We start from the raw sequence: 24,339 nt of genomic DNA, 5'->3' as shown, positions 1-24,339 counted from the left end.
CGGCCCACGATGGACTCCGCGACGAGGAGGGGCTCAGATCGAGGTCTCGCCGCGGCCGCTAAGAAGGAGCACGGTCCGCATGACGTCAGGTTACCACCGCTCGGACACGCCGAGACACGCCGTGACACTCTGTTGCTCACCCGATCGACCGAGAGGCCCCCGCATGACCGTCGAGACCGCCCGCTTCGCCACCCGCGCCGTCCACGCCGCGAGAGGCCGAGCCGCTGCCGCCTCCCGTGTGACGCCGATCTACCTGACGGCCGGGTTCGAGTTCGACGACTTCGATCACGCCGCCGACCACTTCGGCACCGGCACCGGATTCGGGTACACCCGCACCGGCAACCCCACGGTGCACGCGGTGGAGCGGCAGCTCGCGAGCCTGGAGTCCGGTGCCGACGCCGTGCTCGTGGCCAGCGGACAGGCCGCGGTGACCACCGCTCTGCTCTCGGTCGTGGGCGCGGGCGACCACATCGTCTCCTCGACCCACATCTACGAGGGCACCCGCGGGCTGTTCCTGGACAACCTCGCCCGCCTCGGCATCGAGACGACGTTCGTGGACGACATCGCCGACGCGGATGCCTGGCGGGAGGCCGTACGCCCGACGACCAGGGCGCTGTTCGCGGAGTCGCTCGCCAACGCCCGCAACGACGTGCTCGACGTGGCGGCGGTGAGCGCCGTGGCCGACGAGATCGCCGTCCCCCTGATCGTCGACAACACCCTGGCCACGCCCGCCCTCCTCCGGCCGCTGGAGCACGGCGCGGCCATCGTCGTGCACTCCGCGTCGAAGTTCCTCGCGGGCCAGGGCGCGGTGCTCGGCGGCGTGGTGATCGACGACGGCCGGTTCGATGCGGAGCGCGCCGGGCACAACGCCCCGCACCTCGTGCTGCCGGGGCGGGGCGGCGCACCCAGCGTCTTCGCCCGGCACGGCGGCCGCGCACGCATCGGATACGCCAGGGAGTCGGTGGCTCCGCGGTTCGGTGCCTCGCCCTCGCCCCTCAACGCGTTCCTCATCGGCCAGGGCACCGAGACGCTCAGCCTGCGCGTGGAGCGCCAGTCGCAGAACGCCCTCGCCGTCGCACGCTGGCTCGCCGCACACGACGCCGTGGAGAGCGTGAACTACGTCGGCCTGCCCTCGCATCCTCACCACGAGACCGCGCTGCGCTACCTCGACGGCGGATTCGGCTCCATCTTCACCTTCACGCTGCGCGGCGGTCTCCCAGCGGCCCGTCGCTTCGTGGAGGAGGTGTCCGTGTTCACCCACATGACGCACATCGGCGACGTGCGGTCGCTCGTGCTGCACCCCGGCACGACCAGCCACGCGCAGCGCACCGACGAGGAGCGTCGGATCCTCGGCGTCGGCCCCGGCACGCTGCGGCTGTCGATCGGCATCGAGGATGTCGACGACCTGATCGGCGACCTCGCGCGGGTGCTCGAGAGCGTCAGGGAGACGGTGGCATGAGCCGCCTGCAGCACTTCGGGTGGTTCCTCGCCCGAGGCTTCGGTCCTCAGGGGTGGGGATATCCGTCCCTGGACTGGGACTACGACTGGACGCGACCGGAGGTCTACCAGGAAGCCGCCCGCACCCTGGAGCAGGCCGGTTTCGACCTCGTGATCATCGAGGACAGCCCCTCGCTCGGCTCGGCGGACACGATCGACCTGCGCGTGCGTCATGCGTTCGGCGGCCCGAAGCACGATCCCCTGCTGCTCGCACCGTACCTCTTCCAGGCGACCCGTCATCTCGGGGTGGTGCCCACCGTGAACCCCGCGGCCTCGCTGCCCTACACCTCGGCGCGGCAGTTCGCGACCCTGCAGCACCTGAGCGGGCACCGGCTCGGCCTCAACGTGGTCACCGACACCGGCAGCGCCCGGCACTTCTCGGCGGCCCCGCAACTCGGCCATGACGAGGCGTACGACCGTGCCGAGGAATGGCTCGCCGGCATCCGCGCGCTCTGGCGGAGCTGGGACGACGGTGCGCTGGTCGCCGATCCCGTCTCCGGGGTCTACGCGGACGGCACGCGTATGCGTCCGGTGCAGCACCGCGGCCCCCACTACGACTTCGACGGCCCTCTGAACGCCCTGCCCTTCACGGACGGCGAGCCGGCCATCGTCTCCCCCGGCGGCTCCGGGCGCGGCCTGGCGTTCGCGGGGGCGAACTCGGACGTCCAGCTGGCGCTCGCTCCCCTGCACGAGAAGTCGGTGCGGGAGTATCGGCAGCGGGTGCACGACGCGGCTCTCGCCCGCGGACGCCGGGCCGAGGACGTCAAGATCCTCTTCGCGATCCAGCCCGTGATCACGGCGTCCGCCGAGGAGGCCGACCGGATCGTGGCCGCTTCCGCACACCCGGACGACGCCGCACTCGCGCAGATCGCCCGGAAGCAGTCGAGTGATCTGGAGACCGATCTCACGACCCTCGATCTGGACCGCCCCCTCGACACGTCGATCTTCGGAGCGCACGTCTCCCGCGGCAGCATCCAGCGCCTGATCGGCGATCGGGGCGAGGACGCCCCGCTCCGCGCGCACCTCACCGCACTCGCCCGCACCGGCCGGCTGCGCGACCGCAGCGGGTTCGTGGGTACCGCGGAGGAGTTCGCCGATCTCGTCGAGGAACTCGGCGAGTGGGGCAACGACGGCGTGCTCCTCTGGGGCGACTTCCATCCCGTGACCCTGCACCGCACCCTCGACGAGCTGGTGCCGATCCTCCGCCGCCGCGGGCTCCTCCGTCGCGACTACGCGGACGGCGGTCTGCAGGCGAATCTGCAGGCGTTCTGACCCGCTCCGCGCGGACTCAGTCGCCGACCGGGATGGTGCGCTTCTCGGCGCGCTTCTCCCGGGACGAGGCGATCAGGCTCGCGATCGTCGCGACCGTCATCGACACGAGGATCACGGCGAGCGACACCATGTTGTCGATGTCCGGCACCCATTCCACGTGCTCGCCGCCGTTGATGAACGGGAGCTCGTTGACGTGCAGCGCATGCAGGATCAGCTTGATGCCGATGAACCCGAGGATCACGGCGATGCCGTAGTGCAGGTAGCGGAGGCGGTCCAGGAGGTCGCCGAGGAGGAAGTAGAGCTGGCGCAGCCCCATGAGAGCGAAGATGTTGGCGGCGAAGACGAGGAAGCCGTTGGTCGTGATCTCGAAGATCGCGGGGATCGAGTCGATCGCGAAGATGAGGTCGGTGACGCCGATCGTGATGAACACGATGATCATCGGCGTCCACATCCGCTTCCCGTCGACGGTCGTGCGGATCTTCGAGCCGTCGTAGGTCTCGCTGATGTCGATCCGGCGGCGGAGCAGCCGGACGATGAAGTTCTCGCGCTTGACGTCGTCCTCGTGCTCGCCTTCCGGCATCGCCTGCCGGATGGCGGTGTAGACAAGGAAGGCGCCGAACAGGTAGAAGATCGGCGAGAAGTTCTCGATGATCGTCACGCCGACGAGGATGAACAGCCCGCGCAGGACCAGCGCGATGATGATCCCGACCATCAGCACCTGCTGCTGCAGACGTCGCGGCACCGCGAACTGCGCCATGATCAGCACGAAGACGAAGAGGTTGTCGACGGAGAGGCTGTACTCCAGCGCCCACCCGGTGATGAAGTCCCCGGCGTTCCGCCATCCGCCCACGGTTCCCAGCAGCACCGCGAAGAGCAGGGCGAGGCCCACATAGAACACGACCCAGAGGGTCGACTCCTTGGTGGAGGGGATGTGCGGGCGCAGCCGGATGAGGAGCAGGTCGCCGATCAGGATGATCGTGAGGACGACCATCGAGGTGATCTCGAACCAGACGGGGATGTCCACGGGCGCTGTGCACCTTTCGCGAGGGGTCGGGAATGAGTCGAAAGTCTCTCCCCCGCAGATGTGCGGCGCGCGCCCGGAGCAGCGATGTCGGTGCTCGTGATGACGTTACGCGCGGATTCGGGATACTCCCTCTCGCCCGGGCCATGCTACCGGAGGTGGGGGTCATCGGGACGAGGAAGTCGACACACGACGGCGGATCCGCATCCGTGCTGAGACGATGGGACATCCGCCGACACTCTCCAGGGAGAGACACCGAACGGAACCAGGATGCCCGCACAGACGAGTGACCAGCGCTGGGCCGCCCAGGCGGCGGCCGGCGACCAGAGTGCCTTCCGCGCGCTGTACCGTGCCCACGTGCGCCCCGTGTACTGGATCGCCCACGGCATCCTGGGCGCCGCCGCCGACGCGGAGGACGTGACGCAGGAGACCTTCGTGGTCGCCTGGCGCAAGCTTCCGGGCCTGGAGCTGCAGGGAGAATCGATCCTCCCCTGGCTCGCGACGATCTGCCGCTTCCAAGCGGCGAACCGGCTGCGTCAGCGGCGCCGCGACCAGGCGCACACGACGGACGCGGCCGACGACCAGCTCCCCGACGTCGTCAGCGTCGAGGACCAGGTGATCACGGCGGCGCTCGCCGCGCGGATCGCCGCGGAGGTGGGCACCCTGAACGAGCTCGACCGGGAGATCTTCCGGCTGTGCGCGTCCGAGGGCTACGCCTACCAGGCCGCCGCCGACGAGCTCGGCGTGACGCACGCCGTCGTCCGGAACCGTCTCTCGCGCGTGCGCACCCAGCTGCGCGGCGCCGTCAAGGAAGTGAGGGACGCATGAACGACCAGACCCCGCGGCAGAGCCTCCCGCCCGTGTCCGACGCGACCGTCGCGCGGATCGAGGACGCCGTCTTCAGCGAGATCCAGGGTGAGCGGCCGCCGATTCCGCCGCGCGCAGAGCGCGCCAGGAGACGTCGACGCCGGTGGCTCACGGCCGGCGGGATCGCGGCGGCCTTCGTCGTCGGGGTCCTGGTGACGCCGCCGATCCTCGGTGCCGTGGGGGGCGGCGGCTCGTCCGTGTCCACCGCGGACGGCGTCGTGGGCTGGTCGACCGACGAGGCGGGCTCGGCCGTGCCGGACCGGGCCGTCGAAGGGGCGACCCTCCCCGGTGCCGTCGGATCGGACGCGGCGGCATCCGCCGAGGATGCCAGGGAGATCGTCGCCACGGCCCAGGCTTCTCTGCGCGTGAAGGACATCGTCGACGCCGCTGCCGCCATCGGCGACCTCGCCGCGGACCACGGCGGCTACGTCGAGAGCACCGAGGTCGGCAAGGCGGTCGCGACGGATGCCCCCGCCGAGCGGGTCCCCGCGGACTCCGGGTACGGCTGGATCACGGTCCGCGTCCCCGCCGACGACCTGACCACGGTGATCGCCGCCCTCGGCGACACCGGCGAGGTCCTGTCGTCCTCCGTCACGAAGCAGGACGTCACCGCCACCGCGATCGATCTCCGCGCCCGCGTGGAGTCGACCCGCGCCTCGGTGCAGCGGCTCACGGAGCTCATGAGCCAGTCGGGCTCGGTCGCCGATCTCATCGAGGCCGAGGTCGCGCTCACCGATCGCCAGGCGCAGCTTGAGTCGTACGAACAGCAGCTCGCCGCCCTGGAGGACCAGGTGGCCCTGTCGTCCCTCACCGTGGAGCTGTCGCGGGCGGACGCCCCGGCCGCAGCCGACCCCGCGGGCTTCGGCGACGGGCTGCGAGCCGGATGGAACGGTCTGGTCGTCTCGCTCAACGCCTTGGTGATCGCGTTCGGCTTCCTCCTTCCCTGGCTCGCGGTGGCCGCTGTCGTCGTCCTGGTCGTCTGGCTCGTCCGCCGCGGCCGACGGCGCCGGAAGGCCGCGCCCGCTGAGCCCCGCACGGAGGAATGACCCGCCGTTCCGCGGTATACAAGAAGTCTTGTGTGTCTCTTAACCGCTGCATAGCCTTCGGGGCGTGGAAGACATCTCCGTGATCACCGCCGTGCACCATCCGCTGCGGCGTCGCATCTACGACCACCTCCTGCTCTACGGCACGTCGCAGGTGACGGCGATCGCCCGCGCACTCGATAGCCAGGTCGGCAGCATCAGCCATCACCTCCGGATGCTCGAGCGCGCCGGGATCGTCGCGCGTGCCCCCGACCCGACCGGCGATCGGCGCACGAGCTGGTGGACGGTCGCACGACGCGGCCTCACCTGGTCGGTGGAGGACTTCGCCGACTCCCCCGCCGATGCGCTCCTCGCCCGGGAAGCACAGCGGCAGGGCATCCGCATGCAGATCGACCGTCTGCAGCGCTGGCGCCGCCGCCGAGGCGATCCCGCCGTGGCGGACTACGACGCCTCCAACACGGAGGCCACCGCCTGGGCGACCCCGGACGAGCTGCGCGATCTCTCCGCACGCGTCCTGCAGGCGCTGCGGGACTGGCAGGCATCGATCGACGAGGACGACGGCCAGGAGCGCACGCCCGTGTTCTTCTTCGCCCACGCGTTCCCCACGGAACCGTGATGACCGCACTCACCCCGCCCCTCGAGCTCTCGGCCCCTCCTCCGTTCCGGCGCGACCGGATGGTGCACGCGTGGATCGGCGTGAAGGCCCTGTCCGATGCCGGCGACGCCGTGTGGACGATCGCGGTGGCGTGGACGGCCGTGCAGATCGCCTCCCCCGCCGTCGCCGGACTCGTCGTCGCCGCCGGCACGATTCCGCGCGCCATGGTCCTGCTCTTCGGCGGAGTCATCGCGGATCGCGCCGACGCCCGCCGGGTGATGATGGTCTGCAACGCGGCGCGTGTGGGCGTGCTCGTCGCCGCTGCCGTGTGGACGGTCTCGCAGGCGCCGACCGTGCCCGTCCTGCTCGCCGCCGCCGTGGCGTTCGGGGTGTGCGACGCGTTCTACGAGCCCTCGGCCGGCACCATCGGGCGACAGCTGGTGCGCACGGACGATCTCCCCTCCTACGCGGCTGTCATCCAGACGGCATCACGCCTGGGCACGATGGGCGGCGCCGCGCTGGGCGGCCTGCTCGTCGCGCAGGCCGGTCTCGCGGGGAGCGCATCGGCGAACGCGGTGACCTTCGCCCTCGTCGTCGGATTCCTGGCGATCGCCCTGCGCCCGCGGTTCCGGCTCGCCCGGGCCCCGCGCACGTCGTCCCTGCGCGCGATCGGCGCGGCGTTCGCCCACCTCGGGGCGAACCCCACGACGCGCACGCTCGTCATCGCCCTCTCCGGGCTCAACCTCGCGGTCGGGCCGGCCGTCGGCATCGGCCTCGCCCTGCGGGCGCACGCCGAAGGCTGGGGAGCTCCCGCGGTCGGCCTGTTCGAGGGCCTCCTCGGCCTCGGTGCCGCCGTGGGGGCTGCCGCGGTCGCGAGATGGCGGCCGCGCCACGAGGCGCGGAGCGGATTCGGCGCTCTCCTCGTCCAGGGAGCGGGCATCGTCGCGCTCGGGTTCGGCCCCGTCTGGACGGTGGCCGTCGCCGCGGCTGTGGTCGGTGCCACCGCGGGATACGCCTCCGTGTTGCTGAGCGCGACGTTCGCCGCGACGGTGGACACCGCGTTCCTCGGTCGGATGGGCTCCCTCACCCGGCTCGGCGACGACTGCCTGATGCCGCTCGCGATGGCGGGCTTCGGCGCACTCGCCTCCCTCACCGCCGTCTGGGTGCCGTTCGTCGTGGCCGGTGGCGCGATGATGACGCTCATGCTCGTGCCGCTCCGGGCCCGCGCGTTCCGGACCCTGTCGCTGCGCGCGGACGACTGACGCGCACGGTCGGGAACGACGAAAGCCCCCCGGAGAACCGGAGGGCTTTCGTCGTGTTGTGTGACCCCAGCGGGATTCGAACCCGCGTTACCGCCGTGAGAGGGCGGCGTACTAGGCCGCTATACGATGGGGCCGTCTTGCGGAACTTTTCCGTTCCGCGACAACCGTTCAAGTATGCCACGGCGATTCTCACTGCGCCAAATCGAGGCCGCTTCACCCCAGATCCCGGGCGTGGCGCGCCGATTTCCGTTTGCCGCAGACCCCGGGAAGGAGTTGACTCTTCTCATGCGCGTCACCAAGTTCGAACATGCCACCCTTCGCCTGGACCAGAACGACGACACCCTCCTGATCGATCCGGGATCCTTCACCGCCCCGCTGCACGATCTCAGCGGACTGGTCGCCATCGTGCTCACGCACGAGCACCCCGACCACTGGACGCCGGAGCACCTCGACCGGATCCTCCGCGCGGCCCCAGGCACCCCCATCTTCGGACCGGAGGGCGTGGCGAAGGCGGCGGAGGGCTACGAGGTCACCGTCGTCTCCCCCGGCGACACCGTGGAGGTCGGCGCCTTCACCCTGCGCTTCTTCGGCGGCACGCACGCGGTGATCCACTCGTCGATCCCGACCATCGACAACGTGGGCGTGCTCGTCAACGACACGTTCTACTACCCCGGCGACTCCTATGCGGTGCCCGAGGGCGTCGAGGTCGGCACCCTCGCCGCGCCGCTCGGAGCCCCGTGGCTCAAGATCGGGGAAGCCATCGACTACGTGCTCGCCGTGAAGCCCCGCCGCGCGTTCGGCACGCACGACATGACCCTGTCCGTGATCGGCAAGAACATGCACCGCCAGCGGCTGCAGTGGGCGACCGAGCAGGGCGGCGGCGAGTTCCTCGTGCTCGAACCCGGGGACGCCGTGGATCTGTGACCGCACCGCGACGCCTCCTGCCCGCCCCGACGCCGCGGCTCGCCTTCCGGGAGATGACCGCCGACGACCTCGACGAGATGGCGGCGCTCCTCGGGGATCCGGAAGTCATGGCCTACTACCCGGCGCCGAAGTCGCGAACCGAAGCCGCCGCGTGGATCGCGCGCATGCAGCAGCGCTACCGCGAGGACGGCCACGGTCTCTGGATCATCGAGACGCACGACGGGGAGTTCCTCGGCGACTGCGGTCTCACCTGGCAGTCGGTGAACGACTCCCCCGTCCTCGAAGTCGGCTATCACGTCCGCGCCGACCGCCAGCGGCGCGGCTATGCGACCGAGGCGGCGCGCGCCTGCGTCGACCTCGTCGCGCAGACGTTCGCGCCGATACTCCTCACCGCCATCATCCACCCCGAGAACCAGGCGTCACGAGGCGTGGCGGAGAAGCTCGGCATGAGCCACATCGCCGATGACCACGCCCATCCATGGATCGTGCGGACCGTGATGGGCATGACCGTGGAGGCCGCGACCTAGCCCTGAGCGCCCCGCACCCGCAGGTCACGCGCGAGGTGGTCGCGCTGCTCGATGAGGAGTCGTCGCAGCGCCGCCGGGGCCTCGGGGGTGGCCGACAGCCAGGCATCGACCAGGTCCAGCGAGGACCGCGCGGGGAACAGACCGATCACCAGGCGACGAGCGATCTCGATGCTCCGCTCCGACCACGCGGTCCCGATCCGCTCGAAGTACTCCTCGTCGAAGGACTCGATGAGGTCGCGGCGGCCGCCGGCGCGGAAGCCGCCGATCTCGGCATCGAGGTGGTCGTTGGTGAGCGACCGGTCGTCCCACGCGGCCGTCCAGGCGGCCGCGCGCACCGCCGCGTCGGGGACGGAGGCGCGAGCGCGGCGGGCGGCGGTGCGTCCGTCGCCGGTGTCGTCCCGCTCCTCCTCCGCAGCGATGTCCGCGAGATCGGCGTGGCCGGTCGTCACGAGGGCCGTGAGGAGCTGCCAGCGCAGGTCGGGATCCACGACGAGCCCTTCGGGCACATCGCCGTCGAGCAGGGCACGGACCTCGGCGTGATGGATGTCATCGAAAGCCGAGGCCGCCGCCAGCGCGCGCGCCCAGGAGAGCTGGGCGTCGCTGCCGGCGTCCGCCTGCTGCAGCGTCGACCACGTGGCCTCGGTCCAGGCGCGCTGCTCCGCGTCGCGTCGGTCGTCGCGGACGAAATGCCGCAGCGCGAAAGCGGCGTCGAGGAGCGCTGCGGCCAGCAGACCGCCGTTCGACTCCCGCGGCGCGTGCGCCCGCACGATCGCGACGAAGCGAGCCGCGTCGAGTTCGCCGTCACGGGTGGCGTTCCAGAGCGACGACCACACGAGCGCCCGGGCGAGCGGGTCCTCGATGTCGGACAGCGACTCCTCGACGGTGCGGAGGGACCGCTCGTCGAGGCGCGCCTTCGCATAGGTGAGGTCGTCGTCGTTGAGCAGCACGAGATCGGCCTCGGGGAGGTCGATGTCCACGCGCTCCCCGATCAGGTCCAGCTCCCGCTGCTCCCGCCGCACGATGCGGCCATCCACGCGGTCGTACAGCCCGATCCGCAGGCGGTGCGGACGGACGTCGTCCTGCACGAGGTGGTGTCCTCCGTCGGCGTCGGTCTCCGTCCAGATCGTCGAGACGCCCGTCGTCTGCAGCCAGGCGGCCGCCCAGTCGGTCATGTCCCGGCCGGACACCGCGCTGAGCTCGACGAGGAAGTCGTCGAGAGTGGTGTTGCCGAAGGCGTTGGCGGCGAAGTACCGGCGAGCCCCCTCGAAGAACGCCTCGTCGCCTACGAAGGCGACCAGCTGCTTCAGCACCGAAGCGCCCTTGGCGTAGGTGATGCCGTCGAAGTTCAGCTTCGCGGCCTCGAGGTCGGGGATGTCGGCGACGATGGGGTGGGTCGTGGGGAGCTGATCCTGCTGATAGGCCCAGGCCTTGCGACGCATGGCGAACGTCACCCACGCGTCGTGGAACCGGGTGGCCACCGCCGAGGCGTGCGAGCCCATGTAGTCGGCGAACGACTCCTTGAGCCAGAGGTCGTCCCACCACGTCATCGTGACGAGGTCGCCGAACCACATGTGCGCCATCTCGTGGAGGATCGTGTTGGCCCGGCTCGCCCGCTGCGCCTTGGTGGCGGCGCCGCGCGAGAGGTAGCCCTCCGTGAAGGTGACCAGACCGGGATTCTCCATCGCACCGAGGTTGTACTCGGGGACGAAGACCTGGTCGTACTTGCCCCACGGATAGGGATAGGCGAAGGCGTCGGTGAAGAAGTCGAGCCCCTGCCGGGTGACCTCGAGGATCTCGTCGGCCTCGAGGTGATCGACGAGCGAGCGGCGGACGAACACCCCGAGGGCGACCTGCTGCTCGTCTCTGGTCCACTCCCCGTCGACGCGGGCATAGGGGCCGGCCGCGATCGCCGTGACGTAGCTCGAGATCGGCAGGGTGGGGGCGAACTGCACCCGCTGCACGCCGACGCCGAGGTCGACGTGAGCCGGCGACTGGTTCGAGAGCACCTCCCACCCGGACGGCGCGTCGACGACGAAGGTGTACTCCGCCTTCATGTCCGGCTGCTCGAAGCAGGCCATCACCCGGCGGGAGTCCGCGGGCTCGTACTGGGTGTACAGGTAGGTGCGGTCGTCTGCCGGGTCGTGGAACCGGTGCAGACCCTCCCCCGACCGGCTGTAGGCACCGACCGCCTCGACCAGGACGACGTTCGAGGCCGCGAGGCCGTCGATCGTCAGGCGCGCCCCGTCGTAGACGACATCCCGCTGCTCCCCGTTCACTTCGACGCGGACGACCTCCTCGCCGATGAAGTCCAGCCACGTGCTCTGGACGGTCGCATCGAACTCCAGGACGGTCGTGGTCGGGAAGCCCGTGCGCGCCCGCTCCGGGGCTCCGGTCAGGTCCAGCTCGACGCGGATGCGGTGCAGGGTGATCGCAGCGGATCGCGCCGCGGTCTCCTCACGGGTCAGGTTCGCGGTGTGCATCCCCCCATCCTGGCATCTTCCCGGCGACGACCGGGGAGCGTCGGCGCGTTCAACCGCGCCGCCCCGTTCCTCGCCGGTTGACCTTCCGCGACGTCTCCGGTCCGCCCAGCAGTCGCCGGATCGCCGTCTCGGGCGTCACGTCGAGGTCGAGCGTCCGCCCCCGACCGTACTGCCGGAACACACGGGGATCGATGTAGCTGTTGCGGGCGACCGCGGTCGTGTTGCCGAGGGCGGTCGCCGCCGCCTGCACCGCGAGACGTTCGGCCTGGTTCCGCTGACCGCGGCGGTCGAGGGCTCCGATGCGGGCGAGGGCGTCCGCGGCGATGATCGTGCCGTGCAGCGTCCGGAAGTCCTTTGCCGAGAAGCTGGCCCCGAGCACGTCCTTGAGGTACGTGTTGACCTCGGCGGGCGTGATCTTCACCCGCCGCCGACCCTTCCGGTACGCCAGGAGGAAAGCGGTCGAGGCACCGCTCGCGAAGTCGGTCAGGGCTTCGGCGAGGGCTTCGTCGGTGATCTCGATCGCGGCGGTCTGTCCGCTCTTCGCCGGGAAAGAGAGGGCGACGTCGCCGCCATCGATACGGACGTCGCGGAGGCGGAGCGTGGTCAGGCCCCGGCTGCCGTGACGCGCCAGGTAGCGTTCCGAACCGATCCGCAGCGCGGCGTCGTCGAGGAGGCGGAAGGCGATCGCGAGGGCGCGCTCCTTCGTCTGCCCGTCCTCCTTGAGCGCCTTGGTGACCTGCGCCCGAGCGCTGGGCAGAGCTGCGGCGAGGTCCAGCGCACGGACGAACTTGCGACGGTCGCGGGAGACCCGCCAGAGCGGGTGATACAGGTACTGCTTGCGCCCGGCGGTGTCGATCCCGACGGCCTGGATGTGCGCGAGCGGGTCGGCCGCGATCCACACGTCCTGCCACGCCGGCGGGATCACCAGGTCGCTGATGCGTTCGCGATCCGCCTCGGGCGCCGGCTCCCCCGTCGGATCGACGTACCGGAATCCCGAGCTCGTCCGCTTCCGTGTGAAACCCGGGTCCTGGCCGGGCACCACTCGCACCAGTCGCGCCATGCGTCTCTCCTCCCGCCGTGCAGCTCCTCCGAGTGTGGAGTGACCGCGGTCTCGGCCGGAAGGGAGTGGCGTCTCACCCCGCCGGCGTGCTATCCGGGTCGGCGTCCTTCGCGAAGACCGCCCGCATGTGGTCGCTGGTGAGGAAGTCCGCGATGCCGATCATGATCAGGCTGAAGACGATCTGCTCGGTGACCATCCAGACCGGGTAGAGGCCGGGGATCGCCGCCATGACGAGCGTGATGACCGGGAAGATCTGCGCGAACAGCCGCAGGCGGAGATAGGCCCAGCGCCATCCGCGGCGCGCGCGCCAGGCGAAGTAGAACAGCGTCGCGGTCATCGCCAGCACCACGAGGGTGCGCATCCACACGGCGAACGGCACGCTGTCGCCGTCGGCGGCGAGCACCAGGGCGACCACTACGGCACCCACCCCGAGCACCAGCTCGGCGACGAGCAGCCAGAGGATCCAGGTGAAGGCACGGACGGTCCGCGGATGGGTGCGACCGGCGTCGCTGATCAGCACGCCGGCCTGCCGCCCACCCGCGATCCGGTCGAGACGGAGGAAGAGCGGTTCGAGGGCCATGCTCGGAGCCTAGACCGGCGGCGTCCGTTCGACCTCGTCCGTTCGATGGACCTCGGCGCTGCTGCCGTTGGCCGCTGCCGGGAGCACCCGCTCCAGTACGACCGCCAGCACGCCGACGGCGAGGCTGCCCGCGACCATGACCGCGATGAACCAGCCGCTGACGCCGACGCCGAGGAGCACTCCCGCGACGAGCGGGCCGAGGATGGCACCACCCTGGAAGGCCGCGGAGTTGAGGGCGTTGTAGCGCCCGCGGGTGCGGTCCGTCGCGAGATCGTTGTAGATGGCCGGGATCGTCGGCTGCATCATCGTCTCCCCGAAGGCGAACACGCCCATGAACGCGATGACGGCGATCGCAGCCGTGACCGAGTCGGGAAGCAGGCCCGCGGCGCCGAGCATGACCCAGGAGACGGCCCAGATGAGGGCCATGACCTGCATGACCCTGGTGCGCCGGCGCCCGGTGATGAGCCGGAGGACGGCGAACTGCAGCAGCACGATGACGGCCGTGTTCACCGCGAACGAGATGCCGACGACGGCGGTCGAGACCTGGGCGATCTGACGGGCGTAGGCGGGGAAGCCCGCCTCGATCTGTCCGTAGCCGATGAAGACGGAGAAGAAGGTCAGCAGCGTCATCCAGAGCACCGCGGGGCGCCGCAGGATCTCCCGGTAACCGCCCTCGGTGGTCACCGCAGGGTCCGGGTCCGCCTGGGTGCGCACGTGCCGGAGCGGGCCAAGGAGCAGAGCGAGCGGGATGAGGCTCGTGGCCGCGTCGATGAGGAAGATCGTGGTGAACGTCGACGGCTCCGTCACGTCGACGAAGAACCCGCCGATGATCCCGCCCACGCCGATGCCGAGGTTGACGAGGGCGAAGTTCACGCCGAAGTACTGCTGACGGACCTCGCCGTCGACCACCGAGGCGATGAGGGCGTTGAAGCCGGGCCAGGAGACCCCGAAGTTGATCCCGATGAGCACGACCGCGACCGTCGCGACGGCGGGATGCGTGGCGTAGGCGAGGAGCGTGCACCCCGCGATCATCGCCAGGAGTCCCACGATCAGCACGCGCCGGGCGCCGAAGCGATCGATCAGCGTGCCACCGGGACCGGTGACGACGAGCCCCGTGATCGCGATGAGGCTCATGAGCGCTCCGGAGAACCCGAGGTCGAAGCCGCGGACCTCGTGGAGGTAGATGATCGTGAACGGCAGCGTCATCCCCCGCCCGAGGGTCTGGATCGCCACGGTCGACAGCAGCCAGCGTCCCTCGGTGGGCAACTCGTTCCAGAAGGACTTCATACCGATCACCTCGTCATTGTTCCAGGAGCCGGGGACATCGGATGACCGCCGGGGTCGCGGGGAAGAAGCCGATATTCTGCGAACATGCCCGTGTCGTTCGAAGACTTCCGCTCCACCCTCCCCCATGCACCGGCCCGTGACGCGTGGGGCCTCGTGCTCACCGACGCCGAGGCGCAGCAGGTCGCCGCGGACGAGCAGGCGAGCCGGGCCTGGTACGACTACTTCCTCGCGACCACGGCCACGGCGCCGACCGCCCCTGCGGCGGCGGCACCGCTCGGGGGACACGAGCTCCCCGTCGCCGCCGCGCCGGGATTCGCCGCGGCACCCCCGCCGGCACCGGTCGCCGCCCCGTGGACCCCCACGCCCGCGGAGAGCCCGGAGCGGAAGAGCCGGGTCGGACTCTGGGTGACGCTGGGCATCGTGGGCGCGCTGCTCCTGATCGCCGCGATCGTGACGGTGTTCGCCTTCGCGACCGCACGCCACTGGACCAAGATCGACGTACCGGAGAAGCCCGAGACCTTCCACAGCGAGGAGTACGAGACCGGCAAGTACCTCGTCGCCGACGACGGCGTGAGCCCGTGCGCGGTGGACCAGGACTGGACGGACTGCATCGGGCTCATGGAGGCCGAGTACGCGGGAGCATGCGCCGGGGTCGACCTCGTCCCGGCCTCCGCGGACCTGTGCGCGCAGCACCGTACCGAGATCGACCGGATGATCGCGGAGGACGCGGACGGGATGTACGTGGCCTCCCTCGGCGACTTCGGGCACCTCACCCGGACGCCGGAGACGGCGACGCGCCAGGTCTCGAACGACGATGCCGAGCCGGCCGTCACGCATGAGGCCGTGTGCTATCTCGGGTTCCTCGGGGAGTGCGAGTAGCCGGTCAGCCATCCGCGGGTCTCGCCGGGGAGGCCGACCGAGCGTATCGTCGGGCACAGACCTGACCGGGTCGGGGACGAGGTGTCGACATGTGTCGGTGGCTGGCGTATGTGGGAGAACCACTGCACCCGTCGGAGGTGATCCTCGACGCGCGACATTCCCTCGTGGCGCAGTCCCTGGACTCGCCCCTCGGCGCGGAGACCGTGAACGGGGATGGGTTCGGCCTCGGCTGGTATCCGGCGTCGAACGGTGACGACTCTGGGCAGCCTCCGAAGCCTGCACTGTTCCGCAGCATGGAGCCCGCCTGGAACGATCTGAACCTGCGCGAGATCTCCCGCACGATCCGCAGCCCGCTCTTCTTCAGCCATGTGAGAGCGGCCGCCGGGCCGCCGGTCCAGCAGACCAACTGCCACCCCTTCCGGTACGCGAACTGGCTCTTCATGCACAATGGCGGCCTGGCGGACTTCCTGACCGTGAAACGCGACCTCACTCTCGCCGTCGATCCCTCCCTCTACCCGGAGATCCAGGGCACCACCGACTCCGAGGTGCTGTTCCACCTCGCTCTGACCCACGGCCTGCAGGACGATCCGATCGCGGGGATGCGGGCGGCCATCCGGGAGGCCGAGCGCGTGGGGCGCGAGCATGGCGTCCGTTTCCCCGTGCAGGGAACCTTCGCGGTCTCCGAGGGCACCACCGTCTGGGCGTTCCGGTACTCGACGGCTGGGCGCTCCCGCTCCCTCTTCCACTCCACCGACATCGAGACTCTTCGCCGGATGTACCCCGATGCCGAACGGCTGCGCGTCTTCGGCCGCCGGGCGCACGTGATCGTCTCCGAGCCGCTGAACGATCTGCCGGGCGCATTCCTGGAGGTCCCCGAATCGACGGTGTCGATCCTCGACGAGACGGGTTATCGGTACGAGCCCTTCCTCGAAGCCGCGTGAAGAACTGAGGCCACCGTGCCGGAAACGAAAAACCCCCGCCGGAGCGGGGGTTTTCGAAGTGCTGGGGTACCTGGACTCGAACCAAGAACAACTGAACCAGAATCAGCCGTGTTGCCAATTACACCATACCCCAAGGGCGAAACCGGAGCCTCGCACCGAGAGTCAAGCTTACCCGAGCGGCGACCGATCACCAAAACCACCGGTGCCGTGTCGCCGCTCGGGCGCGTCGCGGATCAGTTCGCGAGGAACGCCGAGAGCGCGCGCAGGCGCCGCAACGACTCGTCCTTGCCCAGCAGCTCCATCGACTCGAACAAGGGCGGCGAGACGCGGCGTCCGGTGATGGCCACACGCGGCGGCCCGTAGGCCACCCGCGGCTTCAGCTCGAGGTTCTCGACGAGCGCCGTCGACAGCGCCTCCTGGATCTTCTCCGGGGTGAAGTCCGTGACCGGCTCCAGCGCGGTGACGCAGGCGTCGAGCACCTCGGCGGCGTTGGCCGGCAGCCCCTTGAGCGCATCCGCGTCGTACGACACCTCGTCGCGGAACAGGAAGCCGAGCATGCCCGGCACCTCGCCCAGCAGCTGCACGCGCTCCTGCACCAGCGGAGCCGCACGGAACGCCAGGACGAGCTGCTCGTGGGTCGGCTCGTCGAACAGGCCGGCCGCGGCGAGGTACGGCACCGTGCGCTCGGCGAAGTCCTTCACGTCGAGCATGCGGATGTGGTCGCCGTTGATCGACTCGGCCTTCTTCTGATCGAAGCGGGCCGGGTTGGGGTTCACGTTCTCGATGTCGAACGCGGCGATGAACTCGTCGAGCGAGAAGACGTCGCGGTCCGGGCCGATCGACCAGCCCAGCAGCGCGAGGTAGTTCAGCAGGCCCTCGTGGATGAAGCCGCGCTCCCGGTGCAGGAACAGATCGGCCTGCGGGTCGCGCTTGGAGAGCTTCTTGTTTCCGGTCTCCCCCAGCACGAGCGGCATGTGGGCGAACCGCGGCACGAACGTCGTCACACCTGCGTCGATGAGAGCCGCGTAGAGCGAGAGCTGTCGCGCAGTGGACGGCATGAGGTCTTCGCCGCGGAGCACGTGGGTAATGCCCATCAGCGCGTCGTCGACGGGGTTCACGAAGGTGTATAGCGGCACGCCGTTGGGGCGCACGACGACGAAGTCCGGGAAGGAGCCGGCGGGGAAGGTGACCTCGCCGCGGATGAGATCGACGTACGTGAGGTCTTCGTCCGGCACCCGCAGGCGGAGGGCGGGCTGCCGGCCCTCGGCGCGGAAGGCGGCCTTCTGCTCATCGGTGAGGTCACGGTCGAAGTTGTCGTAGCCGAGCTGCTTCGCGCGGCCGTTGGCCTCGTTGCGGGCGTCGATCTCCTCGGCCGTCGAGTAGCTCTCGTAGAGCGCGCCCGTCGCGAGGAGCTTGTCGATGACCTCGCGGTAGATGTCGTGCCGCTCGGACTGGCGGTACGGGGCGTGCGGGCCGCCGACCTCGACGCCCTCGTCCCAGTCGATCTTCAGCCACGTGAGCGCGTCGACGAGCTGGCGGAAGCTCTCCTCGCTGTCGCGGGCGGCGTCGGTGTCCTCGATGCGGAACACCATCTTGCCGCCGTTGTGACGGGCGTACGCCCAGTTGTACAGAGCCGTGCGGACCATGCCGACGTGCGGCAGCCCCGTCGGGGAGGGGCAGAAGCGGACGCGGACGTCGGCGCCGCTGGCGGTCGTGGTGAGGGGATGCGGAGTAGCCATAGCCCTTCGATTCTACGGGTGCGGGCCGGTCAGCCCCGGCGCGAGACCGCCACGGCCGCGCGGTGCTCCAGGGGCAGCACCGTTCCCACCCGATGCGCGGCGACCGTCTCCTCGAACCCTGCACGGAACCGGGATCGCTCGACAGAGGAGAGCCCCGCATACTGCGCCCCGGCGCCGGCCACACCGCCCTCGACCGAGACCCACAGGGCGTCCGGGTCGGCGTGCCAGGTCCAGGTGTGCTCGGTGACCGACACCTCCGGGAGTCCGGCGTCGACGAGCATGGCCGCGAAGCCGTCCGCCGTGCGATCGAAGTCCTCCTCGGCCGGAAGCCTCTCCCCCGCAGACGGCGGCAGCCCCGCGCGTTCGACGACCTCTGTCCAGAACCACGACGGGGAACGGGTCCAAGTCGTCGCGGCGACCGCTTCCCGTGCGACCCGCCCCAGCTCCCGGGCGGCGGTCCGCGGGGAGGAGACGTGGTTCAGCACGAAGTTCGCCACGACGGCGTCGACGGAACGGTCGTCGAAGGGCAGCGTCGGCAGGCCGCCGTCGATGATGCGCAGCGTCGGGTGCCGCCGGCGGGCGACGGCGCGCATGGTGGGCTCGGGCTCGCAGGCCGTGACGTTCCACCCCAGGCCGACGAAGCGGGCCGCGAGGCCGCCCTCCCCCGCCCCGACGTCGAGGAGGCTGCGACCCTCCGCTGGTCCGAGGGCTGCGGCGAGGACATCGACCGTGCCCGCGCACAGGGCGGCGTACGAGGCGGCATAGGCCTCCCCGACGCCGTCCCAGGCTTTCACCGCGCGCTGCTCCGGGCGAGCGGCGACAGCGCGACGATCGCGAGGACGAGCACGGAGGCCGCGATGCCGAGCCCGGCGTACTGGAAGTTCGACAGCACGACGCCGGCGAGGACCGACCCGGCGGCGGCTGACAGGCTCATCAGCGAGTCGCTGCGTCCCTGTCGCCGCGTGCGGACGTCGGGGGCCGACGCCTCGGTGAGCAGGGCGGCGCCGGCGACCGTGCCGGCGCTCCACCCGAGGCCGAGGAGGATGAGCGCCACCATGACACCCCACGCCTCGGTGCCCGCGAAGACGGCGAAGGCCAGGGCACCGCCGAGCAGCGCCTGCCCGAGCAGCACCACGCGCAGCCGCCCCCAGCGGTCGGCCAGCACTCCGAACACCGGCGAGAGCGCGTACATGCCGCCGACGTGCAGCGCGATGGTGATCCCGACGAGCGCCGAGACGTCGGCCGGGGTCGCCGCCGCACCGTGGGCGCCGTGCGCCATGTGGGACAGATGCACCGGGGTCATCGCCATGACCGAGGCCATCACCACGTGCGAGCCCGCGATGGCGAAGATCGCGTAGCGGGCCACGTGCGGGCGGTCCGCCACGGCGGCGCTCGTCGTCGCGGCCGCCGCCTGCGCGAGTCGCTGCGCGGCGAGGAGCGGATCCGGGCGGAGGGCGACGAGGTAGAGCGCGAGCGCCGCGCATTGCGCCACGAACGAGAAGACGTACGAGCCGGTCTGCGGCGGCATGCCGATCGCCTGGCCGACGATCTCCCCCGGACCGAGCAGCAGCGGGCCCGCCACGCCGCCGATCGTCGTGGACCACACGACGATCGAGAGGTCGCGCCCACGATGCTGCGGGGCCGCGAGGTCCGTGGCCGCGAACCGGGACTGCAGGTTGCCCGCGTTCCCCGCACCGATCAGCAGGATGCCGACGAGCAGGAGCGGGAAGACGCGTACGGATGCCGCGAGGATCACCACGGCGATGCCGACGAGGGCGAAGAGATTGCCGAGGGTGAGGGCACGACGCCGTCCGAGGCGCGCGGCCATCCGGGCCAGCGGGATCGCGCAGACCGCGGCTCCGAGGGTCACCGACGCCGTCGCGAGTCCGGAGAGCGCGTCGCTGCCGGAGATGTCCGCGGCGAGCAGCGCACCGAGCGACACGGTGGCTCCGAACGCGATGCCGCCGAGCACCTGCCCCAGCGACAGCACGAGCACGGTGCGGCGCTGGACCGCTTGCTGCTGCGTCGCCGTGAGGGCGACCTCGGTCATGACGCGGGAGCGGCGTCGCGCGCGGTGTTGCGGAGGATGCCGAGTCCGGAGATCTCGACCTCGACCGTGTCACCCGCCTCGAAGGTGCCCACGCCGGCGGGGGTCCCCGTCATGATGACGTCACCCGGAAGGAGCGTGAACACCGCGGAGGCGTACTCGATGATCGCGGCGACCGAGTGGATCATGTCGGTGAGCGGCGCATGCTGGCGGACCTCGCCGTTCACCCGCGTCTCGATCGTGGCCTGCGTGGGGTCGAAGTCCGTCTCGATCACGGGGCCGAGCGGGCAGAACGTGTCGAAGCCCTTCGCCCGCGACCACTGCCCGTCCTTGCGCTGCAGGTCGCGCGCCGTGACGTCGTTGCCGATCGTGTAGCCGAGCACGTGGTCGAGGGCGTTCTCCGCCTTCACGTTCTTGGCGATCCGCCCGATCACGACTACGAGCTCGCCCTCGTACTCCGTCCGCTCGGACAGCGCGACAGGACGCACGATCGCGTCGTCCGGGCCGATCACGGCGGTGTTCGGCTTGAGGAACAGCAGCGGCTCCTCGGGGGCCACTCCGCCCATCTCGGCGGCGTGGTCGTGGTAGTTCTTCCCGACGCACACGACCTTGGAGCGCGGGATCACGGGCGCGAGCAGCGTGGCCTCGGTCAGCGGGATACGCGCGCCGGTCGTCTCGTACCCGGAGAACATCGGGTCCCCGGCGAGGACCACGAGCTCGCGGTCGTCGATGATCCCGTACATGATGGCGTCGTCGTGGCGGAACCGAGCGATCTTCATCCCTCCACCCTAGATCCCCTGCTCCCCCGTCGAGACCCCGCTCTCTCGTCGAGACCCCCGCTCACGTGCGGAGGCGGGGTGGGGTCTCGACGCGACCCCGGGGCTCGACAGACCTCAGCCGGGCGGGCGGATGCCGAACGCGGCGAGCCGGCGCCCGAGATCCTCGGGGGTGCGGATGTGCGAGGAGCCCCAGCGCACCACGCGCCACCCCGTGACCCCGCGGATCTCGTCCTCGCGGTGCTTCTCCGCCATCACCGCATCGGCCGCCGTGGGCGTCGTCCGCAGCTCCGCGTCCCGGTACTTGTCCTCCCCGTCGAACTCCCCGAAGGCCTGCGACCGCGGGAACCCGAAGTCGGCGAAGTACCGCGCGCCGTCGGGGCCCACGAGGGGAACCTGCAGATCGATGTCCCGGAAGCCGAGTCGGTGGAGCTGCAGGCGGCTCACGCTCTCGCCCGGAAGCTGCGCCCGTCCGTCGGCGAAGGTTCCGATCCACCGCGCGCGACGCACGCCCCGGAGCCCCGCCACGCACAGCCGGTCGACCTCGGCCCGCCAGGCGTCGACCTCACCGTGGTCGACCTCGTGTCCGTCGATCGAGACCATCCGCAGAGCCGCGTCCCCGGCCGCGACGACGGCCTCCGGGCGCAGCAGCCGGGCGAGGTCGACCACGGTACGGATCAACGAGGTGCACCGGATCCCGTGCCGCCGGACGATGTCGCTCTCATCGAGCGTCATCTGGTGTCGGACGACCCCGGCCTCGGTCCTGCTGTGCCGACGGCTGCGGATCGCGGTGTGCACGTCGTCCCGGATCGGCCCCACGAGCGGCAGCCCCCAGAGCGCCGCCGCGGAGAGATGCGAGAACACCGGACCTCCGCCGAGGCTGGCCCGACGGACGGCGCACACCCGCACGAGCTGCCTTCCCTCGGGCCACAGCTGGCCCCAGACCTCCGCGTCGACATACGCCCCGCGGTGCACCCGTCGCAGCCTGCCGTGCGCGACCGCCTCCCTCAGCTCCCGTTCCGTGACCCCCGTGTCGAGGACCTCCTCCCGCGATCGCACAAGATCCCAGGCTTCGGAGAACGAGAGGCGCCGCGACATCCCCTCACTCTCCCCCGCCTACTCCCCTCACCTCTCGTTCTCCACACCCCCCACCTCTCTTCCCCCACTCCCCCCGCATTGTGCAGGAACAGTCCCAGCGCGCGAGCCCCCCGGTACACGCCGAGACCCCGCCTTCCACGCGTCGACACGGCGGGGTGTCGACGGGAAGACGGGGCCTCGGGGAATCGGATCAGGCGTCGAGGCGGAGCAGCCAGCCGTGCTTGTCCTCGCGGCGCCCGTACTGGATGTCGGTGAGCTCCTCACGGAGGGACAGCGCCAGCTCGCCCAGCGGCTGCGGCTCGTCCAAGCCCTCGCCCACGAGCGCTCCGATCGGGGTCACGACCGCGGCCGTGCCACAGGCGAACACCTCGACGATGTCACCGGAGGCCACGCCCTCACGCCACTCGTCGATCGAGATCGGACGCTTCTCGACCGTGTAGCCGCGGTCCTCGGCCAGCTGCAGCAGCGAGTCGCGCGTGATGCCCTCGAGGATGCTGTCCGACTCGGGCGTGACGACACGACCGTCCTTGAACACGAACACGACGTTCATGCCGCCGAGCTCCTCGACATCGCGGTTCTCGTTGAGGAACACGACCTGGTCGCAGCCCTTCGCACTGGCCTCGGCCTGCGGCAGGAGGCTAGAGGCGTAGTTGCCGCCCGCCTTCGCCTTGCCGGTGCCACCGCGACCCGCGCGGGCGTAGTCCTCGGAGAGCCAGATCCGCACGGGCTTCACGCCGCCCGTGAAGTACGCACCGGCGGGGCTCGCGATCACGTAGTAGGCGACCTTCTGCGCCGCGCGCACGCCGAGGAAGGCCTCCTTGGCGAACATGAACGGCCGCAGGTACAGGCTCTGGTCGGCGCCGGAGGGCACCCAGCGGCCGTCGACGGCGATGAGCTCGCGCAGCGACTGGATGAAGTACTCCGTCGGCAGCTCCGGCAGCGCCAGGCGGCGGGCGCTCGCCTGCAGGCGCGCGGCGTTGCGGTCGGGACGGAAGGTGTGGATCGAACCGTCCGCGTGCCGGTAGGCCTTGATGCCCTCGAAGATCTCCTGCGCGTAGTGCAGCACGGACGCCGCGGGGTCGAGCGGGATCGGGCCGTAGGGCTGCACGCGCGGACGGTGCCAGCCGCCCTTGGCCGACCAGCAGATGTCGACCATGTGGTCGGTGAAGACGACCCCGAAACCGGGGTTCTCCAGCACTTCGGCGACGCGTGCCGGCGAGGCCGCGTTCAGGTTCTTCGTCACGGCGAACTCCAGGGGAGCCACGCTCGTCTCGGCGTCGATCGTCGTCATGTCGTCATCCAATCCTCGTGGGGTGGGCGCATCCTCGCGCCCTGTCAGCCTACGCCCGCCGTTCAGAGACGGGCAGTGATCGCGGAGCCGATCTCCGCGGTGGTGCGGGCACCGCTGCGGGCGGCGATGTCCGCCTCGACCGCGGCGCTGACACGCGCCGACTCGGCCGTCAGGCCGAGGTGGTCGAGCAGCAGCGCGATGGAGAGGATCGCGGCGGTCGGGTCGGCCTTCTGCTGACCCGCGATGTCCGGAGCCGAGCCGTGCACGGGCTCGAACATCGACGGGAAGGCGCCATCGGGGTTGATGTTCCCCGAGGCGGCGAGGCCGATGCCGCCCGTGACGGCGCCGGCGAGGTCGGTGAGGATGTCACCGAAGAGATTGTCCGTCACGATCACGTCGAAACGCGAGGGATCGGTGACGAGGAAGATCGTGGCGGCGTCGACGTGCAGGTAGTCGACGGCGACGTCGGGGTGCTCGGTGGCGACCTCGTTCACGATGCGCTGCCAGATCGCACCGGCGTGCACGAGCACGTTGGTCTTGTGCACGAGGGTGAGCTTCTGACGGCGGCGCTCGGCAAGCGCGAAGGCGTAGCGGACGACCCGCTCGACGCCGAACGCCGTGTTCACGGAGGTCTCGTTCGCGACCTCCTGCGGCGTCCCCTTCCGGATCGCTCCGCCGTTGCCGACGTAGGGCCCCTCCGTCCCTTCACGGACCACGACGAAGTCGACCTCGCCCGGGTCGGACAGCGGACCGGGCGCTCCGGCGAAGAGCTTCGAGGGGCGCAGATTCACGTAGTGGTCGAGGGTGAACCGGAGCTTCAGCAGGAGTCCGCGCTCGATGTTCGCGTCCTTCAGGCGCGGGTCCCCCGGCGTGCCGCCGACCGCGCCGAGGAGGATCGCGTCGTGGGCGGAGATCGCGGCGAGGTCCTCGTCGGTGAGCGTGTCGCCGGTCTCGAGGTACCGGCCGGCACCGAGCGAGAAGCGGGTCTTGTCGAACGTCACGGCGCTGTCGGCGGTGACGGCGTCGAGCACCTTCTCCGCCTCGGCGATGACCTCGGGACCGATGCCGTCACCCGGGATGACGGCCAGCTTCACGACACGCGACATGAGACTCCTTGCGCACTGCACGGGGGTGGACCGGCCGCGGCGCGACC

General features: G+C 70.7%; 22 protein-coding genes and 2 tRNA genes. 10 read left to right on the top strand and 14 right to left on the bottom strand.

Annotation, left to right across the window (positions count from 1 at the left end; all coding sequences use genetic code 11):
* Positions 1–163: 163 nt before the first annotated feature.
* On the top strand, positions 164–1,459 hold the full coding sequence (locus tag IZR02_RS07365; protein WP_025103307.1) for an O-acetylhomoserine aminocarboxypropyltransferase/cysteine synthase family protein: 1,296 nt from the start codon (positions 164–166) through the stop codon (positions 1,457–1,459).
* Complete coding sequence (locus IZR02_RS07360) at positions 1,456–2,769, top strand: LLM class flavin-dependent oxidoreductase (protein WP_025103306.1); 1,314 nt, start codon at positions 1,456–1,458, stop codon at positions 2,767–2,769. Before IZR02_RS07365 ends, IZR02_RS07360 begins: the two co-directional genes overlap by 4 nt.
* 16 nt (positions 2,770–2,785) lie before the next feature.
* Here the strand turns inward: IZR02_RS07360 and IZR02_RS07355 are convergent, their stop codons facing one another.
* Positions 2,786–3,793, bottom strand: coding sequence for a TerC/Alx family metal homeostasis membrane protein (locus IZR02_RS07355; RefSeq protein ID WP_025103305.1), 1,008 nt, complete (start codon positions 3,791–3,793; stop codon positions 2,786–2,788).
* Between the two features lie 267 nt (positions 3,794–4,060).
* On the opposite strand from IZR02_RS07355, the gene IZR02_RS07350 reads away from it, so the two are divergent.
* The 4 genes from IZR02_RS07350 to IZR02_RS07335 all read left to right on the top strand — a co-directional run bounded on the left by IZR02_RS07350 (position 4,061) and on the right by IZR02_RS07335 (position 7,557).
* Positions 4,061–4,618: an RNA polymerase sigma factor gene (locus tag IZR02_RS07350; protein WP_025103304.1), complete on the top strand. Its 558-nt coding sequence runs from the start codon at positions 4,061–4,063 to the stop codon at positions 4,616–4,618.
* The gene (locus IZR02_RS07345) at positions 4,615–5,703 is read left to right on the top strand and encodes a DUF4349 domain-containing protein (protein WP_025103303.1); all 1,089 of its coding nucleotides are present in this window, start codon (positions 4,615–4,617) and stop codon (positions 5,701–5,703) included. Before IZR02_RS07350 ends, IZR02_RS07345 begins: the two co-directional genes overlap by 4 nt.
* A gap of 64 nt (positions 5,704–5,767) precedes the next feature.
* A complete protein-coding gene (locus IZR02_RS07340; RefSeq protein WP_025103302.1) occupies positions 5,768–6,316 on the top strand; it encodes an ArsR/SmtB family transcription factor in 549 nt (182 codons plus the stop codon).
* Positions 6,316–7,557: an MFS transporter gene (locus IZR02_RS07335; RefSeq protein ID WP_025103301.1), complete on the top strand. Its 1,242-nt coding sequence runs from the start codon at positions 6,316–6,318 to the stop codon at positions 7,555–7,557. The genes IZR02_RS07340 and IZR02_RS07335 overlap by 1 nt, the downstream gene beginning before the upstream one ends.
* Positions 7,558–7,618: 61 nt before the next feature.
* Here the strand turns inward: IZR02_RS07335 and IZR02_RS07330 are convergent.
* A tRNA-Glu gene (locus IZR02_RS07330) sits at positions 7,619–7,691 on the bottom strand.
* 151 nt (positions 7,692–7,842) lie between these two features.
* Between IZR02_RS07330 and IZR02_RS07325 the strand changes: the two genes are divergently transcribed.
* The gene (locus IZR02_RS07325) at positions 7,843–8,481 is read left to right on the top strand and encodes an MBL fold metallo-hydrolase (RefSeq protein ID WP_025103300.1); all 639 of its coding nucleotides are present in this window, start codon (positions 7,843–7,845) and stop codon (positions 8,479–8,481) included.
* Positions 8,478–9,008 carry a GNAT family N-acetyltransferase gene (locus IZR02_RS07320; RefSeq protein WP_029989230.1) on the top strand — a complete coding sequence of 177 codons (531 nt, stop codon included), beginning with the start codon at positions 8,478–8,480 and terminating at the stop codon, positions 9,006–9,008. Before IZR02_RS07325 ends, IZR02_RS07320 begins: the two co-directional genes overlap by 4 nt.
* On the opposite strand, the gene pepN is transcribed toward IZR02_RS07320, so the two are convergent.
* The 4 genes from pepN to IZR02_RS07300 form a co-directional block, all read right to left on the bottom strand.
* The gene (gene pepN, locus IZR02_RS07315; protein ID WP_217316588.1) at positions 9,005–11,488 is read right to left on the bottom strand and encodes an aminopeptidase N; all 2,484 of its coding nucleotides are present in this window, start codon (positions 11,486–11,488) and stop codon (positions 9,005–9,007) included. The genes IZR02_RS07320 and pepN overlap by 4 nt on opposite strands.
* Positions 11,489–11,537: 49 nt before the next feature.
* Positions 11,538–12,548: a DNA topoisomerase IB gene (locus IZR02_RS07310; RefSeq protein WP_217316587.1), complete on the bottom strand. Its 1,011-nt coding sequence runs from the start codon at positions 12,546–12,548 to the stop codon at positions 11,538–11,540.
* Positions 12,549–12,621: 73 nt separating this feature from the next.
* Complete coding sequence (locus IZR02_RS07305) at positions 12,622–13,128, bottom strand: hypothetical protein (RefSeq protein WP_025103296.1); 507 nt, start codon at positions 13,126–13,128, stop codon at positions 12,622–12,624.
* A 9-nt stretch (positions 13,129–13,137) separates the two neighbouring features.
* On the bottom strand, positions 13,138–14,415 hold the full coding sequence (locus tag IZR02_RS07300) for an MFS transporter (RefSeq protein WP_025103295.1): 1,278 nt from the start codon (positions 14,413–14,415) through the stop codon (positions 13,138–13,140).
* A gap of 84 nt (positions 14,416–14,499) precedes the next feature.
* On the opposite strand from IZR02_RS07300, the gene IZR02_RS07295 reads away from it, so the two are divergent.
* The gene (locus tag IZR02_RS07295; RefSeq protein WP_025103294.1) at positions 14,500–15,294 is read left to right on the top strand and encodes a hypothetical protein; all 795 of its coding nucleotides are present in this window, start codon (positions 14,500–14,502) and stop codon (positions 15,292–15,294) included.
* Between the two features lie 89 nt (positions 15,295–15,383).
* Complete coding sequence (locus tag IZR02_RS07290) at positions 15,384–16,235, top strand: class II glutamine amidotransferase (protein ID WP_051582188.1); 852 nt, start codon at positions 15,384–15,386, stop codon at positions 16,233–16,235.
* Between the two features lie 61 nt (positions 16,236–16,296).
* Here IZR02_RS07290 and IZR02_RS07285 read toward each other — a convergent pair.
* The 8 genes from IZR02_RS07285 to IZR02_RS07250 all read right to left on the bottom strand — a co-directional run bounded on the left by IZR02_RS07285 (position 16,297) and on the right by IZR02_RS07250 (position 24,292).
* Positions 16,297–16,368: transfer RNA gene (locus IZR02_RS07285), tRNA-Gln, on the bottom strand.
* A gap of 100 nt (positions 16,369–16,468) precedes the next feature.
* A complete protein-coding gene (gltX, locus tag IZR02_RS07280; RefSeq protein ID WP_025103292.1) occupies positions 16,469–17,974 on the bottom strand; it encodes a glutamate--tRNA ligase in 1,506 nt (501 codons plus the stop codon).
* 29 nt (positions 17,975–18,003) lie between these two features.
* Positions 18,004–18,768, bottom strand: coding sequence for a class I SAM-dependent methyltransferase (locus IZR02_RS07275; protein ID WP_025103291.1), 765 nt, complete (start codon positions 18,766–18,768; stop codon positions 18,004–18,006).
* Positions 18,765–20,024 carry an MFS transporter gene (locus IZR02_RS07270; protein ID WP_025103290.1) on the bottom strand — a complete coding sequence of 420 codons (1,260 nt, stop codon included), beginning with the start codon at positions 20,022–20,024 and terminating at the stop codon, positions 18,765–18,767. The genes IZR02_RS07275 and IZR02_RS07270 overlap by 4 nt, the downstream gene beginning before the upstream one ends.
* Positions 20,021–20,800: a fumarylacetoacetate hydrolase family protein gene (locus IZR02_RS07265; RefSeq protein WP_025103289.1), complete on the bottom strand. Its 780-nt coding sequence runs from the start codon at positions 20,798–20,800 to the stop codon at positions 20,021–20,023. Before IZR02_RS07265 ends, IZR02_RS07270 begins: the two co-directional genes overlap by 4 nt.
* A 114-nt stretch (positions 20,801–20,914) precedes the next feature.
* The gene (locus tag IZR02_RS07260) at positions 20,915–21,895 is read right to left on the bottom strand and encodes a type IV toxin-antitoxin system AbiEi family antitoxin domain-containing protein (RefSeq protein ID WP_025103288.1); all 981 of its coding nucleotides are present in this window, start codon (positions 21,893–21,895) and stop codon (positions 20,915–20,917) included.
* A gap of 190 nt (positions 21,896–22,085) precedes the next feature.
* The gene (locus tag IZR02_RS07255; protein WP_062766578.1) at positions 22,086–23,186 is read right to left on the bottom strand and encodes a branched-chain amino acid aminotransferase; all 1,101 of its coding nucleotides are present in this window, start codon (positions 23,184–23,186) and stop codon (positions 22,086–22,088) included.
* 62 nt (positions 23,187–23,248) lie between these two features.
* On the bottom strand, positions 23,249–24,292 hold the full coding sequence (locus IZR02_RS07250) for a 3-isopropylmalate dehydrogenase (protein ID WP_025103286.1): 1,044 nt from the start codon (positions 24,290–24,292) through the stop codon (positions 23,249–23,251).
* Between the last annotated feature and the right edge of the window lie 47 nt (positions 24,293–24,339).

Origin of the sequence: Microbacterium paraoxydans (assembly GCF_019056515.1) — a bacterium.
Taxonomy (GTDB): domain Bacteria; phylum Actinomycetota; class Actinomycetes; order Actinomycetales; family Microbacteriaceae; genus Microbacterium.
The sequence above is the reverse complement of the archived record's forward strand: the minus strand, read 5'-3'. Positions and strand labels throughout refer to the sequence as shown.